Consider the following 18,896-nt stretch of genomic DNA (forward strand, 5'->3'; position numbering starts at 1 on the left):
TTTAAGGTTGGCAGGACTTCTAATATTATAGTCACATCAAATGGTTGTCAACATGTACTACTCCATAAGTATCATTAAGGAATCATAGCTTTAAAATATAACTAGATATAGTAAATAGAAGTTACACATATTAAGCCCGCCATGGTAACCTTATCTTAAAAGCGACGAGTAGAGGGGTTTTGTAATGTGGGAGCGGCAGAGAATACATTTAAACAAAAAATATTGAGCAAAAAACCGGGTATTATAACATATGGGATGACACCACCGAAGGCAAGCCACGCACCAGAAAAGGTCTCGGAAATCGCCCAGAAACAGGTTGAAAGACTTAAAAATCTTGATTTAGATGCGTTAATTCTGTACGACGTTCAGGAAGAAGTAGATAGAGTGGATCATGAAAGACCTTATCCCTATTTACCAACGATTGATCCGGCTGTCTATGGTGATAAATATCTAAGACAGGTGGAGGTCCCAAAGATAATTTACCGGTGCGTCGGTAATGATACAAGAGCCCAGTTCGAGGAGTGGGTTAAAACTGACGAAAATGAAGATAGATTTTCAGTGTATGTGGGCGCTTCGTCAAGTAAACAAGAGGTGAAATTGAATTTACCAGATGCTTATGAGCTAAGCAAACAGTTAAATAGTAATTTAACTTTTGGTGGAGTTGTCATTCCGGAAAGACATATAAAAAAGAATGATGAGCATATACGGGTTGTCGAAAAGACCAACAATGGGTGCAACTTTTTTATCACTCAGGCAACTTATAATGTAGAGGCATCTAAGAATTTATTGTCTGATTTATATTATTACTATACAAATAACGGTTTTGAGATGGTTCCTATTTTATTTAATCTTGCACCATGCGGCACTGCGAAAACATTACAATTTATGAAGTGGTTAGGGATCAGTATCCCAGGATGGTTAGAAAACGAGTTGAAATACTCGAACGATATTTTGGATAAATCAATCCAGCTATCACAAAAAATCTTTGAAGAATTGCTAGATTTCGGGCTGGAGAAGGGAATTCCTATTGGTTGCAGTATTGAAAGTGTTTCAACAAGTAAGTTGGAGATTGAAGCATCCGTACAGCTTGTTAAAGATGTGAAGGCCATTCTAGATAAAAAGCTGCCTACTAAATAGAAAAAGATTCCTCAAATTATTGAGAAACCCAGGTCATTTAAAGACCATGGGTTTCTTTTTAGGTTATATGCCACTAGGGTCAACTAATTAAGCATTATAGCCGAAGCCAAGTATAGTAAAAGACTTGTACTGATCTTCCGGCACCATTCTGATTTCTACCTGATGCTCCCCGCTAACCTCATTTTGATAAAGAATTACCGGATTGCAATGTGTCCAGTTGTTCTCATGTGGATCAGCGGTGACTACAAGACAACCATCGACGTAAATGTTCGCCTTGCCGAATTCGCTGCTGCCAGAATCCTTGTATACGAGGATGAGATTTTTGCTTGTTATCGTCAGCTTGAAGCTGTGTTCCCCAGAAGACGCTGAATGCATCCAATTATGAGGGAATTCCGGAGTTCCGAAAGGATCGGCATCCATTTCTACCCGCTGCAAATCGGTATCGATCCCCGAAAATCCGCCCACCTCGATCCTGCCTGCGTCAATATGGCTTTTGCGGTCCAGCAGGAGGGTTCTCACAAAATCATTCCCGATGACCGGATGCTGATCCAATAGGAGATCATCTTCGTCCATTAGCGTTTTGTGGGTTTCGGAGAATAAATAAGCCAGACAATCAGCCATCACCCGGTGACCCTCATTAGTAGGATGATAGATATCATAGAAAAATTGCCGTTTCGAGAGGATGTTCCCCTCATTTTTGCTTAGGCGGAACTGCCCGGATACCGCATCCTTTACACTAACCATAGGAAGATTATAAGCCCGGCCAATGGGGGAGAGCCGTTCCTGCAGGTTCCAGTCATTCATAAACACGCTGAACAGGAGAACTACTGCCGGTCTATTATCGGCGGAAAGTATTTTTAGGCATAAGCTTTCAAAACAGTTGCCTTTCGTTTCATCCCCTTCGTCGTTTACCGCAAATTCCACCACCACGATATCAGGTGTTACAGAACCTTCCCGGAGAATATCCCTTTCATAACGGATGACCCCAAGCTCGGATGGTGTTCCACCTACCCCAGCCTTCACAAAATGGATGTTCTCGCCACCATTCGTACCGAATAATTCCTTAAATCTCAGATACGATTGGTAGGCATAACATTCTGTATGGATCGGTTTAGCGCCTGCTCCCTGAGTAATGGAACCCCCAATATAAGCGATCGTGACATCCTCACCTTTTATAGCCTTATGGATGGCCGTTTTTAATCTTTTATTATTACCCGGATGAAGCAAGGATTGGGTAATGATCTCCCGGTATTCGTTAGATTCAAACGCTACAGGCGGTTCAATGATTAGCTCTGGTACAGAATAACCGTCATGCAAATAAAAAATTATACTCGCAATGGCCAGTTCGCCTTCATGTTTAAATTCAAAAGCGAATTTGCCGAGCACCGCATCCTCTTCAGACCATTCCAAATCCTCTAACTTCAAGAGGACTTCTGAACCGTCGGGGGGACAGGGCACACGTATGCTGCTGCCTGTTTCGTATTTGCTGGTTTTGCCCCAGTTCTGCAATAGAAAAGAGATGGGCTCGTTCTGCTCAGGATCCCTTCTCACAGACACTCCAATACTATGAACCAATTTGCGAAATCCAACGCAGTTTCCTAGCAGCTCCAGTATTGTCTCATCAGTGACGCCGCCAATATATCTGGACTTGTCAATTAGATAGTTACCTTCCAGATAAACTTCCTGTGAAGGTGGACCTTCGGCCCGGGCTGTCGCCTCAATCGCGGTTTCGTAGAGCACAAAAAAACCGTTCCTGCGTTCAGCAGGGTCCTTGGGCGCCTTTGGACCTTCAATCTTGCCACCTGTAATGACCCCGTTATTGTTTTTCATATTGATCATCCTCGCTTTTTGTATATGCTTTTCTTGTTATGGATGCGCTTGCAAAAAAACATATTTTTGTTAGAAGGAATACCTGTTAACAGTAACACCAAATATCCAGATTGTTCAACCGATAAACAAAGTTTCATTTAATAATTACAAAAAGTTGCTAGTTTACACATGGAAGTTGAAATCGCTTACTTATATAATGTGCCTAGTCATACGAAAATAGGATGCTTAAGGGGAGAATTATCATGCCTACGAAGGAATTGCACCTTGTGAAGCAGGGCAGTGCTGCCATGATTTACGTAGACCCCAAGGGGAAAGATTATGAGGGATTACGCCGGGTGGCACAGTCTTTTGCAGCAGATGTTAAACAGGTAACAGAGGTAGAGCCTGAGATATATACACAATTGAACGAGTTGGATGGAACAGTCATAATCGCTGGATCGATAGGGAGTAATGATTATATCGATGATTTAATCGCGGAGGGAACCGTTGATGTATCGGCCATCCAAGGTAAAAGAGAATGTTATAAAATTCAGGTGGTTGAACAACCCACAGCGGGAGTGGACAAGGCGCTCGTCATTGTAGGAAGTGATAAACGGGGGACGATTTACGGGTTGTATTCGATCTCCGAAAAGATTGGAGTTAGTCCTTGGGTGTACTGGGCGGATATTGTGCCGGAGAAGAAGCCGGCATTGTCCATTCCTGATAACCAGCTTCATGTGATCTCCAAGGAGCCTTCGGTTAAATATAGAGGTATTTTTTTGAATGACGACTGGCCGTCTTTAGGTTCTTGGGTAACTCAAAGATTTGGTGACTTTAATGAAGATTTCTATGACAAGGTATTTGAACTCATTCTTCGCTTGAAGGGGAATTATTTATGGCCGGCGATGTGGAGCGCCGAATTCAGCCTGAATGGTAAAAGCAGCCCGATTGCCAACGCCAAGCATGCACAAGAATACGGAATTATTATGGGGACCTCCCATCATGAACCCTTATTCCGGGCAGGCAGTGAATGGCAGAAGGTATACAGCCAATACGGAACAAGTAACCTATGGGATTTCGCCCGTAATAAACAGGCGATTACAGATTTCTGGGAAGACGGAATCAAGCGCAATCAGGCCTTTGATAACTTGATTACCCTAGGCATGCGGGGGGAAAGTGACTCTGCGCTGGAGGGCTCCGACCAGGAGAATATTGATCTGCTGAAGGATATTATACTTACGCAAAAAGAACTATTGAAGAAATACAATCTTGAACATGCACCGCAAATTTTGGCCGTTTATAAGGAAGTTGAGAAGTACTGGTATGGCACTGACGGGGTGGAAGGGTTGAAGGACTGGGATGTTCTGAATGACGTTACGATCCTGCTTGCTGACGATAACTTTGGCAATCTCCGCAAAATCCCGACGAAAAACGAACGTAACCGCAGCGCAGGATGGGGGATGTATTATCATTTTGACTATCATGGTGGTCCGCATTCCTATGAATGGTTAAATACGACCCCGCTTGAAAAAGTCTGGGAGCAAATGTGTATGGCATTCGACTATGGCATCCGTGATGTATGGATTGTGAACGTCGGAGATTTGAAGCCTATGGAATTGCCCATTTCCTACTTTCTGGATTTGGCCTACGATTTTGAGGCTTGGGGGACAGGTGCAATCAATCGGATTGTGGAATACACCAACCGTTGGGTAGAGCAGCAATTCGGATATGCGCTGGAACAAGAGACATGTCTGGGAATCGCACAATTGTTAGGTGATTATACCCGGATGAACGGTCGGTGCAAGCCTGAAATTATTTATCCGTCCACCTTCAGTCCTATCCATTACAATGAGGCGCACAGAGTTCTGGAGCAAGCGGTGATGACCGAGAAGGCTGCCGGCAAATACGATGAGCTAATCCCGGAACAACTAAAGGATGCTTACTTCCAGCTCGTATATTTCCCTGCTGTTGCCTCGGCCAATGTGGTCAAAATGCAAATTTATGCTGGACTGAACCATCTATACGCTAAACGAAATAGTATGTTGGCAAATACTTACGCTGCTCTGACCCGCGAAACCATCGAACGGGATAAGTATCTGGAGTTGGTTTATAATAGCGGGATTTCGGATGGAAAATGGCAGGGAATGATGAGTTCCCCTCATGTTGGGTATATACATTGGAATGCAGAAGGGTGGAACTATCCGGATGTAAACACCCAAACTCCCGCCAGAGGTTCTTTAATGATTGTCGATGTGGAAGGAACGGAACAAGCGTATGTTTCCGGCACAGCTGAACTTCCGGTAATTACAAATCTTCAAAAAGAAAATTATCGCATAACAATCAGTAACGGTGGAGAAGCGGGTTTTGAATATCAGGTGCGGAGCAGCGTGGATTGGATCAAGCTTGAGAAAATACGCGGCTGGATTGAGGCAGAGGAGACGCTTCAGGTTTCCGTAGATTGGGAGAAGGTCAAAGAAACATCGACGGGCGAAATTACGATCTCCGGTGCCGGGAATATAGTTAAGGTGAAGGCAGCCGTGGATTGGATAGACATTCCGGATGTGCCACCGATGACTTTCATCGAGACCCATAATATTGTGTCCATTGAAGCGGAGCATACCATAACTCGTGTTTCGAAATCAGGGGTGGTATGGAAGACCATTGACAGCTATGGACGTTCTTTATCCTCGGTTAAAATGTATCCGGATGCTGTATCTTTTGAACAACCGGAGGATGCACCTTATCTGGAATATCGGATTATAGTGCAGCAGGACACTGATTATAGCTTAACCGCGTATATTGCGCCGACAAACAATCTGTCACAAACTAGTGGGTTGAAATATGCGATAGGTTTCGATGATCAGGCACCCGTGATTAAGGATGCTTTACCAACGAACTTTGAAGGCGGTAATCATGATAATGAACCGTGGTGCCGCGCGGTTATGGACAATATTCATGCTGTGACCACCAGCCATGCTTTAACAAAGGGTCTTCATACCCTCCGCTTTTACGGATTGGATGCGGGTCTGGTTCTGCAAAAGCTTGTATTGTCCGCTGCCCAGCTTCCTTATTCCTATTTAGGGCCGGAGGAGAGCTTTTATACTAGCGGGACGGCGTCCATTCTTAGTTAGGTTGAATTAAAAGGGCGAACAACTGGGTTGTTGCTTCGAATCCTCCGTTATTTCAGGGCAGATGACGGAGGATAACCCTTTATATTTTTGAAAACGTTGCTGAAGTAGGCGACATCTTGATAACCACAGTGAGCTGCCACTTCGGACACATTAAAGCCACCTGCCGATAGAATCATCTCAGCATTGTTCACCCGCACCTTGTTTATAAATTCTTTATAGGTGGAGCCAGTGTTCTGCTTAAATAGCTTACCTAGATATACGGGATTTAGGGCAACCAAATCTGCCAGCTCCTTGATCGTGACTTCCTCCGAATAATGATCCATGATATAGGTCATCACTTTTTGGATTCTTAGATCTATCAGAGGTGTTTCTTGATGGTGGGCGATACTTAATAAGCGGTACACAATCAGTTGAAAGATGGCCCGGGCCTTCATTTTGTAGAAAGGTTGTTTGCCCATCCAGACATGTGAGAATTCTTTAATATCCTCTAGAATCTCTTTAGTTCTCCAATTCCTAGTTACAGTCTCAAAAGGGAGCTGCACATGATTGTCCTCACCCTCCCAGAAGAAATTGAAGGCAAAGGAACGCATTGGTGCCTCCTTAAAGGTCTGAGCTTCCCGAATGCTGCCAGAAGGGGCATAAAGCATATCTCCGGCTTCAACCGTGAATTTCTCTCCATTAATAAAATAGTCAGACTTCCCTTCTACGATGAAGGTAAGATCATGGAAATCAATTTTACTCCTCGTAATCTCCCAATCCGGGAAGGATCGGCGATCAACGAACAAAAAAACACGGGGTACAAGATTTTCATATTTGGTAATGTCCATTTCTACCACTCCTCCTTCCTAATAAATAGAGCCGCGCTAATGCCGATTGGTATATTATACAAAAATGAAACCGATTAAGAAATGGGATTGTAAATTGACTTTGCGCAATTAGAAGAATACAATAGTTTTATGACTATCGAACAATATTCCTTAAAAGATGATGAAAAGCGAGTGAAGATTTTTAAAGCATTAGCAGAAGTGAAACGAATTGAAATGATTCGTTATCTTCATCTCCATAAGGAGAACAATACATGTGGGTCCATTGGTGAATCTATGGGAATGGACAAATCTAATGTGTCGTACCATCTGAAGATTTTGTATGAAGCTGATTTAGTAAGTGTCACACGTATGGGGCAGAATAAGATTAGCCAGCTTCGAGAGGATACGTTTAGCGAATTATTACCGGGTTTCTTGGACAGTTTATAATATGTCCGGAAACCTATAATTTTTTCTTGATAGTTTGATAGTTTTATAACTATTTGATAATCATGTACAGGGTTTGGTTAATAGTTATAGGTAGCAGCAAAAATAAATATTAATGGAGTAGTGATCTATGAATCAGTTGAAAAATAAACAGGTCCTGTTAATTTCACGTCCTGTAGGCATGCCAACCCAGCAAAATTTCGAGTTCAAAGATATTCCTGTAGTTGAAGCAAAAGAAGGACAAGTTGTTGTACGTACGTTGTATTTGTCAGTGGATCCTTATATGCGCGGAAGAATGAATGATGCTAAATCGTATGTTCCTCCGTATCAGCTTAATGAAGTCATCGCTGGAGGACTTGTGGGAGAAATCGTAGACTCCAAATCGGAGCTATTCAAAGCTGGAGATAAAGTCATCGGTATGCTGGGCTGGCAGTTATATAATACTGTAGATGCTAAAGCAGTAACCAAAATCGATGATTCGATTGCACCTGTATCGGCTTACTTAAGTGTTCTAGGTTTAACAGGGCTCACTGCATATTTCGGTTTACTTGATATCGGTCAGCCGAAAGAAGGAGAGACTGTCGTAGTGTCTGGGGCAGCGGGTTCAGTGGGGATGTTTGTTGGACAGATTGCCAAAATCAAAGGCGCTCGTGTCGTTGGGATCGCAGGTAGCGATGATAAATGCGACTATTTGAAAAATGAACTTGGCTTTGATGCAACCATTAATTATAAAACAACGGAAAATTTAGGCCAGGCTTTGGAAGAAGCATGTCCAAATGGTGTTGATGTTTATTTTGACAACGTGGGTGGAGCGATTTCAGATGCTGTGATGAGTTTGCTTAATGATTATGCACGTATTCCACTATGTGGCGCTATTTCTTCCTATAACAGTACAGATGGAGATATGGGTCCCCGTATTCAGAGCAGATTGATCAAAACCCGCTCCCTTATCAAAGGATTCGTTCTTAGTGATTACGCAGCCCGCCAGTCAGAAGGCCTTCAAGAGCTTGGAAAATGGCTAACAGAAGGTAAATTAAAATATGAAGAAACAGTTGTTGAAGGATTCGACAATGTGGTTGAAGCATTCCTGCAATTGTTTCAAGGTGCGAACCTCGGGAAGATGCTTGTTAAGGTGAGCGACTCCGAATTCTAAAACATCACAAACAGCCCTGGTAGAGATTTTTATATATCAGGGCTGTTTGTATTATCACCAATCAAATCCGTTCAGACCATACCCTGTTTGGACTTCATGCATTTAAGATTGTATGTGCGGCCATAGGCTTTCGCATATTTGACGATTCGCTCAATCATGCTGGTGTCATTCAGTTTGGTAAATGGGCACGGATCGGGGGCTGTATTTACTTCCAAGATCCATGGTTTAAGGCGTCGATCCAAGGCAATATCCACACCGATTTCCTGCAGGCCGGGATAGGCTGTGCTTAGCTGTCTGGCGGAGTTCACTCCAATTTGTTGCATGGACCGGATCAACGCGCTACTATTCTCTACGTTTGTGTAGGATTCTAATAATGCCTCTACCGGATAAATCGTTCCCCCTTGGCTCCCATTCGTAACCACTTTGCGAGGATGAGCAACGCGACCCGCAATGCCTGTAGCTTCCCACCCGCCCTTAAGATTTCTTTGCACCATTACCCGGATATCAAATGGCCTTCCTTCATAAACCAAAAGCCAAATCCCCTTTTGCACCAAATAAGACTATCCTTGGGTCTCGCTAAAGATTGCCCGATAAGCCATCTCGTAATCAGAAAATGTATGTTTATGCGTACCGGACTGATAGCTGTAGGCTGGTCGTTTTTTGGCGGAATGATCTTGTGATCTTTCAATCCGAATTACACCCTGTCCCAAAGATCCACAGCAGGGCTTAATGTACACCATTTTATGTTTTTGCAACATCTCATAGAGTACGTTTTTATTCATTTTTTTCGTTACCGGGATATACTTCCTTAGCTCTTGTTTTCTAAGCAGTATCCTTGTTTTCGTCAGCTTATTGGATATCCGCCGTATTGGCTCCTTCATTTTGTTCCTCCGTTCTATATATCTATAGGCTATATTACGGGAATACGCAGTTTTTGCTTGGGCAACCACAGAAGAATAGAACACATGCAAAGAATTCTACATATGAATATTGGAGGCATTTATTAAACTTGGGCTGCAGCATGCGGTCAACGGGAGGCGGCTATGATGCTGCTCGGGAAATTGCAGAATAAGGTGCAAGAAGTAATGGACGAATACCCTTGGTACAAGGGGCTGATCGATGGGGAGAAAACGAATTATAACCTGCAGAACTTACCTCTTATGTCTTCGAAAACACTTGAAACCTTCTATTATAACCAACCCATCGATCCTTCTTGGACTGTTTATAGGACGTCTGGTACAAGCTCAGGCCGTAGAAAAGCAATCCTCTACTCTGAGGAAGATGACAAACACTATGTGGATATTAAAACGAAGCTATTCGGCGAGCTTATTGCGGGAAGCGGATGTAACAGAGCGTTGGCGGATATGGGCACTGGACATGCAGCAAATACTGCGCTGACCATTTTTGAAAGGTTAGGATTGGAAAAAAGTTCAATCCCCTTTGAACTGCCAATCGAACAGCATATTGAACAGCTTAAAGCTTTTAAACCTGACTTGCTCTATACGATGCCGTCCATCCTTGACCATATCGTATATGCTGCCGGAAACCCGCGTGAATTCGGAATTCGCAAGATTATTTTGGTAGGGGAAATTGCTCCGCCTGAGTGGCAGCGGAACATGGCTGGCATGTTCGGTATTGAGCCTAGAGACATCATCGATACTTACGGCTCCATTGAAATCGGTACGATCGCTTATTACTCCCATGATCATGGCAGGTACATTTTTGCCGACGGAATTTTTGCGGAAGGAATCGGGGTTCATGAGATAGACGAAGAAGTAAGGCCACTTCGGAACAATGAAAGTATTCTGGTGCTTACCTCAACTGTCCGCAGGATGCTGCCAGCCCTTCGTTTTGTTACTTATGACGTCGTAAGGGATTTTAGGCCTGTGATGATAGACGGGGTTGAACAACAAAGCTTTGAGTCCATTGTAAAAAGAGTGGGTCAGGAACTGAAGCACGGTGAGAAAATCAGCCTGTACGATATCGAGCAGGTCGTATACCGTCATATTGAAGATGCGATCATTCGGGTCAAAGTAAAAAACAATGCGCTCTCTATTTATATCAAGAGTAAATCTGTGAAGCACTCTATTATTCCGGTAATCAAAGAGGAAATCAGGGAGTGTATTCCGGAAATCGGGATGATGATTCGCAACCATCTGCTTGATGATATTGAGATCATTATAGTAGCTAAAGGGGAGCCGCTGGCCAGCGGGCAGGTCAAGAACAAGAAGTTATATTATCAGAAGGACAAAGCTAAGGTGGACATAAATATCCAAGACGGTATCTTATCGACTATCGGAAAAACACCATTAATCAAGCTGGATAATCTGTTCCAGAACAGTGAGTTCGAAGTCTACGCAAAAATGGAACTGCTAAATCCGGGAGGAAGTGCGAAAGACCGTCCAGCTCTGCGGATGATCCATGAGGCATGGAAGGAAGGGAAAATCGGGCCGGGAACTACTATTATTGAGTCGAGTTCGGGAAATATGGCGATTAGCTTGGCGATGATTTGCCAATATTTAGGGCTGCGATTTATTAGTGTGGTTGATCCAAGAACTACCACAACAAATCTGCAGATTCTGAAAGCATTAACTGCAAAAATTGACTTTGTTAGCGAACCCGATCCCGAGACCGGTGAATATCTGCCTGCTAGACTGAATCAAGTGCAGCGACTCTTGGAGGAAATACCGGGCAGCTACTGGCCGAATCAATATGCAAACGCAAATAACTATTTGTCCCACTACCATACGACCATGAAAGAAATCGTGACTAAGCTTGGCGAAGTGGATTATTTGTTTTGCAGCGTAAGTACATGCGGCACGATTCGTGGCCTCGCGGAATATGTAAGGGATCATGGTCTGAAGACTAAGATTGTTGCCGTCGATGCGGAGGGAAGTAGTATTTTTGGTGGCAACAAAGAGAAACGGCGGTTCCCGGGACTGGGTGCTGGCATCGTACCCCCTTTCTGCAGAACGGATTTAATCGACCGTATTGTGCATGTCTCAGACTTGGATATCGTAAAAGGATGCCGAGCACTCGCCCAGAATGAATCGATTCTGGCCGGTGCATCCTCGGGGGCTAACCTTGCCGCTGTTAGGCGTATGGAGCAAGAAATGGCTCCAGGATCTGTCTGTGCGGTGATTCTGCATGACAAAGGGGAGCGTTACCTCGATACAGTATACTCTGACCCATGGATTCAGAATGAATTTGGGCAGGAATTCTCGCCTGACGGTGGAGATGTTCTTGCTTAACGAACGGCAAAAGGAGGTTGTGGAATGCTGTATTTAAACGATCGGGACATCCGGGAGGTGGGGCTTGATTGGCCTTCTCTCGTGGAATCGATAGAAACTACGGTGCGCATACTTGATTCTGGAGATTACGCGCAGCCCGTAAAACCTTACCTAAGGTATAAAAATCCTCAAAATCGTATTATTGCAATGCCCGCATACGTAGGGGGGAACGTGAACGCAGCAGGGATCAAATGGATTTCCAGCTTCCCGGATAATATCCAGGTTGGTCTTCCCCGCGCGCATAGCATCATTGTCTTGAATGATCCCATTACGGGCGAGCCTATATCCGTCCTAAGCTCTCCGCTCCCCAGCATCGTAAGGACAGCTTCCATCAGTGGACTGATGATTGGTCACTTTTTGCAGGCTCGTTCACTTGAACGGATTCATCTTGGCATTATCGGCTGGGGACCAATCGGGCGATATCATTTTCAAATGGTTATGGCATTGTACGGAGATCGAGTTGAACGTATCCGCATCTTTGATATAAGGGAAGTAGATTTGTCAGACATCTCATCTATATATAAGGATAGGATAGAAGTGGAGGAGACGTGGGCGGGCGTTTATCGAAAGTCCAATATCTTTATCACCTGTACCGTATCCAATCATAGATATATTGATATACTTCCGGTGGAAGGTAGTCTTCTACTGAATATTTCACTGCGTGATTATAAGCCTGAGGCATTAGCTTCGGTGAAGGCCATAATCGTCGACGACTGGGATGAGGTGTGCCGCGAGAATACTGACATACAGCAGCTCCATCTGAAACATGGGTTAACTCGTGCCGATACCCGAATGATTACCGATGTCGTCTCGCGCCATTGCCTGAATGAACTCAGAGCAGATGAGCCGATTTTCTTTTGTCCGATGGGCATGGCGGTTTTTGATATCGCAACAGCGGTATACTTCGTGAAGAAGGCGAGAGAAAAAGGGATCGGGACTGAGCTACAGTAAGGTGGTAGGCATACGTTCGCTATGGGATTTTTTTATAGGTTTTTCTGATGTAACTAGACTATGATCCGTCCCTTTTAAGGGTGGATTGCTGTCTAGTTTTTTTATTGTCTTGTTAACGTTCCATTCATAATACTCTGATAATCTCTATAAGTGTTAGGCGGATGATCATCCACCCCAATAAATGATGACTCGGAGGATAATAATGTTAACACCTATGAAAAAAAGGCTGATCGCTGGTCTGGCCCTATTGGCTGTGATTAGTGCCGGCTTAGGCGCAAGCTTGGTATTTCCCGGGAAACAGGCCTCGGCTGAGACCCAAAAGGGTCAAACCGCGCTGCCGGCAGCTCAAATTGAAGCATCTGCCAATCTCGATGATACCGCAGGACTGACTAGCTTCGTTGATGGAATTATGGAAAAAGATATGAACCGGCTGCAAATTCCGGGAGCGGTTATCTCCATTGTAAAAGACGGCAAGATTATTTTAGCCAAAGGTTATGGCAGTTCTAATCTGGAAGAAGCGGCACCGGTTGATCCGACAACCAGCATGTTTCGAATCGCTTCAACGACAAAGCTGTTCACCTGGACAGCGGTGATGCAGCTGGTCGAACAAGGCAAGATAGATCTGGACACTGATATTAACACCTACCTGAAATCAGTGAAGATTCCTGCTACTTATCCTGAGCCGATCACGATGCGCCATTTGATGACACATACAGCGGGGTTTGAAGAGGGTGGAGTGGGTTATCAAATCACTACCGACCCTGCCAAATTGCCGGGATCAATCTCGGAAACACTCAATAAGCATATGCCGGCACGGGTAAGACCCCCCGGAGAGATGAGTTCTTATTCGAACTTCGGGGCTACACTCGCGGGTCTGATTGTGGAGGAAGTCAGCGGTGTTCCTTACAATGACTATATACAAAAGTATATTTTCGATCCGCTCGACATGAAATATTCGACTGTGGTAGAGCCTTTGCCGGAGTCATTCATACCCAATCAAGTTGTAGGGTACACGAGTGAGAACGGCAGCTTTATTCCTGGCACACCTACCTTCGAGGGCGGCTTTCGTCCTGCCGGCTCGGGTACAGTATCAGCAGTAGATATGGCGCACTTTATGATTGCCCATCTGCAGAACGGGAAATATGGTGACCAGCAGATTCTTAGAACAGAGACCGCAGAACTAATGCATTCAACGGCGTACCAATTCGATAAACGTCTGCCGGGAGTAGATCTGGGGTTCTCTGAGAAACGCATCAATGGTCTTAGACTAATTACTCATGGTGGTTCCGACCCCGTGTTTAATACCGAGTTTTATCTTGTGCCTGCCAAGCATATAGGTATCTTTGTTTCCTATAACGGCGGTCAGGGCGGTGATTCCGCGGCATGCCTAGTCCATGCCTTTTTTGAGCGCTATTATCCCGATCCTGAAGCGAAGCAGCCTGAATTCTCCACTTCTGCGGAATCTGTTCAGAAATATGCGGGAACCTATCAATTCACACGCCGTAACCACAGTGATATTGATAAATTTTTCAATTTTTTTGCCCAGCTAAATGTTAAGGTAGAGGAGAATAAGCTATCTTTGGGAAGGGGTAGTGAACAACAGCTGTACAGAGAAATCGGTCCTAATCTGTTCCAGCTCGAGGGAGGTACCGAACAAATCGGCTTCCGCACAGATGAGTCCGGTAAGGTTACACATATGCTCTTAGGTATGGCGCCGGAAATGCCGCTGGAGCGTACGCCACTCTTGAATCAGAATAAGTTTTGGCTTATCGTACTTGGCGGCTCGGGGTTGATTTTCATCACTGCATTGCTTGGACTAATCTTCTCCAGACGCAAGATCAAGGCGATGACGCCTCCGGAAAAGGGGGCCATCCGCTTATCTGCGGGAACTGCTGGGTGGGCGCTGCTATCTTTCTTCACGATATTTATGGTGGTTATGTCCATGGACACGATGCAGAAGTTCAGCGGTATCAGTCTTTTGCTTTCTCTCAGTTTAGTTATGCCAATCCTTTTGGTTGGACTGACTTTAGCTTTGCTAATCTCGGCTATACTGGTTTGGAAAAATAAATACTGGACAGCTTTCAAGCGTGTGCATTATACACTAGTGGCACTTTCGGCTGTAGTGATGACTCTGTTTTTCTACTATTGGAACCTGTTGGGTTGGCAGTTCGGATAACTTCGTTTCTTGTCAAGAATATATCATATATAATGTAAGCTTAAGAGAGGAGGAAAATCGTGGCTACTATACTTATTGCTGATGATGATGATAACATCCGAAAGCTAATGTCTTTGTTTTTGCGAAAAGAAGGTTTTGACCTCAAAGAAGCCAGGGATGGCACCAAAGCGCTGTCCATTATAGAGAACTCGCGAGTCGATCTCGTCATCCTAGATATTATGATGCCAGGATTGGATGGTTGGGATCTGTGCAGAGAAATCAGGCGCTCTGATGCCAACATTCCCCTCCTCATGGTGACGGCTAAAGGAGAATCTGCACATAAAGTGAAAGGTTTTCAACTCGGCACAGATGACTATCTGACCAAACCGTTTGATCCGCTTGAACTGGTGATGCGAGTAAAAGCTTTGCTTAAACGCTCGCTGGTCGTTTCTTCCCAGTCTGTGCAGTTGGGCAATGTGGTGCTTAACCGCCGCACTTTCCAGGTTACGCGTGATGAAGAACCGGTAACGATTCCTTTGAAGGAATTTGAGCTTCTGTTTCTGCTGGCTAGTCACCCTAGGCAAATCTTCACAAGAGAACAGTTGATTTCTCAAATCTGGGGATTGAACTATGAAGGAGACGGCCGGACTGTAGATGTGCATATAAGCCGGTTGAGGGAGAAATTCTGCGGTAACGACGAGCAATTTCAAATCGAAACGGCCCGCGGCCTAGGATACCGGCTGATCCCTGCGCTATGATCAAGACATTGTATGTACGCGTCGTTCTCACGTTTCTAGGCATCATCATCTTTAGTCTGATCTGTTCCTTTTTCATTGGTTTGTATGTCTTTCAGAAACAAATAAGTTACGAGGGACAGAATGAAATGATCACAGTGGGGAAGGAGATCATTCACCGTTATGATGACGCCAAGCCTGAGGATACAGACGAGTTCTTGAATAGTATGGTTAAGGTATCTGCATACCCTATCCACCTGTATAATCATTCCGGGGAATATACCTTCTATGGGCTTAAGGATAGTCCGGCCGTCACTATCACCCCCGATGCTGTGAAACAAGTGCTGCAAGGAAAACTCTATCGTTCCTCTGCGAAAGATAAGGATACCTTTATCGGGATGCCCTTTATGTTTAACGGGGAGTGGCAAGCAATGTTCTTGCAGTATTCTGCCGAGAACGAAAATATCGTCAATCGGATGCTGCTCTTTGTGCTTTTACTCGTGCTTTTACTGGGTAGTCTATGCATTCTTATTGCCGCCAGATATTTGGTGGAGTCGATCAAAGCTTTGACGAATGCGACAAGAAGGCTAGCCAAGGGTGATTTCGAGGTAGCGCTTAAAGTAAACCGAGTAGACGAAATAGGGGAACTGACACAAAGCTATGTGGAGATGGCCGGGGAGTTGAAGCAGTTAGAACAGATGAGGCAGGATTTCGTATCCAACGTGTCTCATGAAATTCAGACACCGCTTACGTCTATTTCCGGCTTTGCTAAGGCATTGCAGAACAATGATCTAATCATGGAAGAGGAACGTTCTGAATATCTTGATATCATCATTGCTGAGAGTGAGCGTCTGTCGAGGTTAAGTGATAATTTGCTGAAGCTCGCTTCCCTGGATTCTGAACATCATCCTTTTAACGTAGATTCCTTCAATCTTGACGAGCAGATTAGAACCATCGTTGTGACCTGTGAGCCACAATGGTCAGCCAAAGGCATCGTTATCGATCTTGAGCTGCCGGAAGCTGTCAAAATTAAGGGTGATGAAGATCAGCTGAAGCAAGTATGGATGAATTTGCTTAGTAACAGCATCAAGTTCACACCGGAAGGCGGGAACATCCGCATCAGTATAGATGACAGTGCAGCAGATGTATCGGTCACCGTCAGTGATAACGGGATCGGGATTTCCCCGGAAGAGTTCAACACCGTATTCCAAAGATTTTATAAAATAGACAAGTCACGGAATGGAAACAACAATGGCAATGGCTTGGGACTTGCAATCGTTAAAAAAATTGTCTCCCTGCATCAGGGAAACATAGAAGTGGACGGTGCGGTTGGAGCGGGAACGACGATTATCGTCAGGTTGCCCCATAAGTGAAATTAAGGGTTTGTCTCATTCTTGGATTGCCGTACGCCAAACATAATGAAATCCTTGAATTGCCGGTCCATAACCCGATCTTCCTCCGTAACCACACCCCCCCGCTGATGAGTAATAATGACGGCTTTTTGTAAATACATGAAATAAAGGTGGGTGGACTTGTGCAGAATGTCCAGCCACTTATTTTTTTCCTCCGGAGCGACTGAAATTGTCTCAAGGAGAATTAACCGTGAATACCAGCCTTCCATAGCCTGCTTAAAGTCAGGAAGTTCCGCGGGATTTTTGGAAAGCGTGCTGTAGTAAACTCCAAAAATGGCATCATAGTAGATCAGGGCTTCCTGATGATCTCTTAACGCCAGATATTTATCGAGAATGTTCTCCAATGACTGTACAGGGTGTTCAAAATCAAAATCAAACAGCAGCTGTCCAAACATCCGCTCCAGATTAAGGGCATAGATTTGAGCGGCTAACTCTTCCTTGTCCTTATAATGATGATACAAAGTACGCCGGGAGATGCCGGCTTGTTCCGCAATCTGTGCCATATCCGTGCGCTCAATACCTTGGGCACAGAATAAGCTAAGCGCTGTATCCTTAATGATCTCCCTTGTCATTTGCATTTGCTTTTCCCGCAAATTCATTGATTTTCTCTCCTGTCTTGTTGCAACTCTTCCGCTGCTTCTAGCACTATTTCTGAGCTGGCTTCGAATTCATGAGGAATTTGCTGCCCACTGAATAGGGGTTCTGCCGGTTGATCGCATCACCTAACCAATTCAGAAGCTTCACACCATCCTGTTCAGCCTGAAAGAAGGTCTCTCTGGTGGCAAAAGTGTGCGGAGTTGTACCCGTCTTTGCGTTCAGTCCATAGTCGGTGAGATAGTAATAATAATTAGGTAAAGTGGCTGCCAAAGAAGAAACAGATTGCCGCATTTCCTGTGACCACTCATTAATGATGCTTTGATCTCTTGGCCCCTTGTAATCGTTGATGTTGTTCTGAAAGTGGATCAGAATCTCGTCAAATACCGAGTAGGATTGCAATATTATCGCATTCGCAGGAAGTAGATGGCCGTTCGCTTTAAAAGCTGCCCCGATGATATCCGCTTCAGGGGCATATCCGAAGTTCTTCACGAAGTCTGCCTGCCATTCCTGCTTCACAACATTTGGCCACTTGTCTGATTTCAAGAAGGAACTGTCCGAATATTGGAAGATCTCGGAGTCCTTGTAGTGAGAGGCGATCTCGGGAGCCCAAAAAGCGGACCCAAAGCCACCAGCACTTTCGCCAGCAATCAGTAGTTTGCCGGGTTTATCCACGTTGGCATATATCCAATCGAGGCTGCTTCGCACATTATTGCTGCCGTTATAACGCATAGTAAAGGGGCTGCCGTCCTCTTTTTTATATTCAACTGTGCGGTTGCCGATATGGAAGTCACCGGTCGAATAGGGAAGGTAGACCACATTCCAGCCATGAAATGGATTGGCAGGGTTATCCGTATCCATCATGCCTCTCAGCAATGTAAGCATATAGAAGGGGATGTTGGGGAAATAGTTGCCTGTATCTCCACCTTTAATAAAGTTCATAAGCTTGATGGGGTGTGCGGCACTTTGGGCATCCCAGCTGGCCCCGCCACCGGAAAAGAAGATGATCCAGTTATTATTTTCACCCTTTTTATTCCACAAAAAATACTCTGATCCATCACTTGATATGACATTTCCGTCTAGCGTGACTTTATTCCACTTGTAAGGCTTCACTTCCGCGATTACGGGGGTGGTAGTCGCCGGTCTTTTGATTACAAAAGCGCTGATTACAAACATGGCAATCAAAACAAGGCTGAATAACCCAATACCTGTGAATATTGTGATTTTCCTCATTTTTCTCATATCCATCTCTCCCTTACTCGGAGTATACGTCAAGATTA

13 protein-coding genes and 1 pseudogene are annotated in these 18,896 nt (G+C 44.6%); 9 read left to right on the plus strand and 5 right to left on the minus strand.

Translation table 11 applies throughout. From position 1 onward, the window contains the following. The first annotated feature begins 186 nt into the window (after positions 1-186). A complete protein-coding gene (locus MKX34_RS11005; RefSeq protein ID WP_256717633.1) occupies positions 187-1,137 on the plus strand; it encodes a methylenetetrahydrofolate reductase in 951 nt (316 codons plus the stop codon). Positions 1,138-1,224: 87 nt separating this feature from the next. Here MKX34_RS11005 and MKX34_RS11010 read toward each other — a convergent pair whose 3' ends face one another. Next, positions 1,225-2,967, minus strand: coding sequence for an SGNH/GDSL hydrolase family protein (locus MKX34_RS11010; protein ID WP_076296921.1), 1,743 nt, complete (start codon positions 2,965-2,967; stop codon positions 1,225-1,227). A gap of 242 nt (positions 2,968-3,209) precedes the next feature. Between MKX34_RS11010 and MKX34_RS11015 the strand changes: the two genes are divergently transcribed. After that, on the plus strand, positions 3,210-6,077 hold the full coding sequence (locus MKX34_RS11015; protein ID WP_076296922.1) for a glycosyl hydrolase 115 family protein: 2,868 nt from the start codon (positions 3,210-3,212) through the stop codon (positions 6,075-6,077). Positions 6,078-6,124: 47 nt separating this feature from the next. On the opposite strand, the gene MKX34_RS11020 is transcribed toward MKX34_RS11015, so the two are convergent. Then, complete coding sequence (locus MKX34_RS11020) at positions 6,125-6,904, minus strand: helix-turn-helix domain-containing protein (protein WP_051491630.1); 780 nt, start codon at positions 6,902-6,904, stop codon at positions 6,125-6,127. 129 nt (positions 6,905-7,033) lie between these two features. Between MKX34_RS11020 and MKX34_RS11025 the strand changes: the two genes are divergently transcribed. Then, positions 7,034-7,330: a metalloregulator ArsR/SmtB family transcription factor gene (locus MKX34_RS11025; protein ID WP_038569940.1), complete on the plus strand. Its 297-nt coding sequence runs from the start codon at positions 7,034-7,036 to the stop codon at positions 7,328-7,330. A 127-nt stretch (positions 7,331-7,457) separates the two neighbouring features. Beyond that, complete coding sequence (locus MKX34_RS11030; RefSeq protein ID WP_038569942.1) at positions 7,458-8,480, plus strand: NADP-dependent oxidoreductase; 1,023 nt, start codon at positions 7,458-7,460, stop codon at positions 8,478-8,480. Between the two features lie 71 nt (positions 8,481-8,551). Here the strand turns inward: MKX34_RS11030 and MKX34_RS11035 are convergent. Continuing rightward, positions 8,552-9,361: pseudogene (locus tag MKX34_RS11035) on the minus strand (YheC/YheD family protein). Between the two features lie 162 nt (positions 9,362-9,523). On the opposite strand from MKX34_RS11035, the gene sbnA reads away from it, so the two are divergent. The 5 genes from sbnA to MKX34_RS11060 all read left to right on the plus strand — a co-directional run bounded on the left by sbnA (position 9,524) and on the right by MKX34_RS11060 (position 16,983). Beyond that, a complete protein-coding gene (gene sbnA, locus MKX34_RS11040; protein WP_305953662.1) occupies positions 9,524-11,731 on the plus strand; it encodes a 2,3-diaminopropionate biosynthesis protein SbnA in 2,208 nt (735 codons plus the stop codon). Between the two features lie 24 nt (positions 11,732-11,755). Further along, positions 11,756-12,721, plus strand: coding sequence for a 2,3-diaminopropionate biosynthesis protein SbnB (locus MKX34_RS11045; RefSeq protein ID WP_076296923.1), 966 nt, complete (start codon positions 11,756-11,758; stop codon positions 12,719-12,721). Between the two features lie 202 nt (positions 12,722-12,923). Further along, positions 12,924-14,897 carry a serine hydrolase domain-containing protein gene (locus tag MKX34_RS11050; RefSeq protein WP_076296924.1) on the plus strand — a complete coding sequence of 658 codons (1,974 nt, stop codon included), beginning with the start codon at positions 12,924-12,926 and terminating at the stop codon, positions 14,895-14,897. Positions 14,898-14,956: 59 nt separating this feature from the next. Further along, positions 14,957-15,634: a response regulator transcription factor gene (locus MKX34_RS11055; RefSeq protein WP_076100805.1), complete on the plus strand. Its 678-nt coding sequence runs from the start codon at positions 14,957-14,959 to the stop codon at positions 15,632-15,634. Then, entirely contained in the window at positions 15,631-16,983 is a 1,353-nt protein-coding gene (locus tag MKX34_RS11060; protein ID WP_076296925.1) for a HAMP domain-containing sensor histidine kinase, read from the plus strand. The genes MKX34_RS11055 and MKX34_RS11060 overlap by 4 nt, the downstream gene beginning before the upstream one ends. 2 nt (positions 16,984-16,985) lie before the next feature. On the opposite strand, the gene MKX34_RS11065 is transcribed toward MKX34_RS11060, so the two are convergent. After that, positions 16,986-17,621 carry a TetR/AcrR family transcriptional regulator gene (locus tag MKX34_RS11065; protein WP_051491631.1) on the minus strand — a complete coding sequence of 212 codons (636 nt, stop codon included), beginning with the start codon at positions 17,619-17,621 and terminating at the stop codon, positions 16,986-16,988. 46 nt (positions 17,622-17,667) lie between these two features. Next, a complete protein-coding gene (locus tag MKX34_RS11070; protein ID WP_256717635.1) occupies positions 17,668-18,858 on the minus strand; it encodes a pectin acetylesterase-family hydrolase in 1,191 nt (396 codons plus the stop codon). Positions 18,859-18,896 lie beyond the last annotated feature (38 nt).

This window comes from Paenibacillus sp. FSL R5-0636 (assembly GCF_037974255.1).
GTDB lineage: Bacteria > Bacillota > Bacilli > Paenibacillales > Paenibacillaceae > Paenibacillus_AQ > Paenibacillus_AQ odorifer.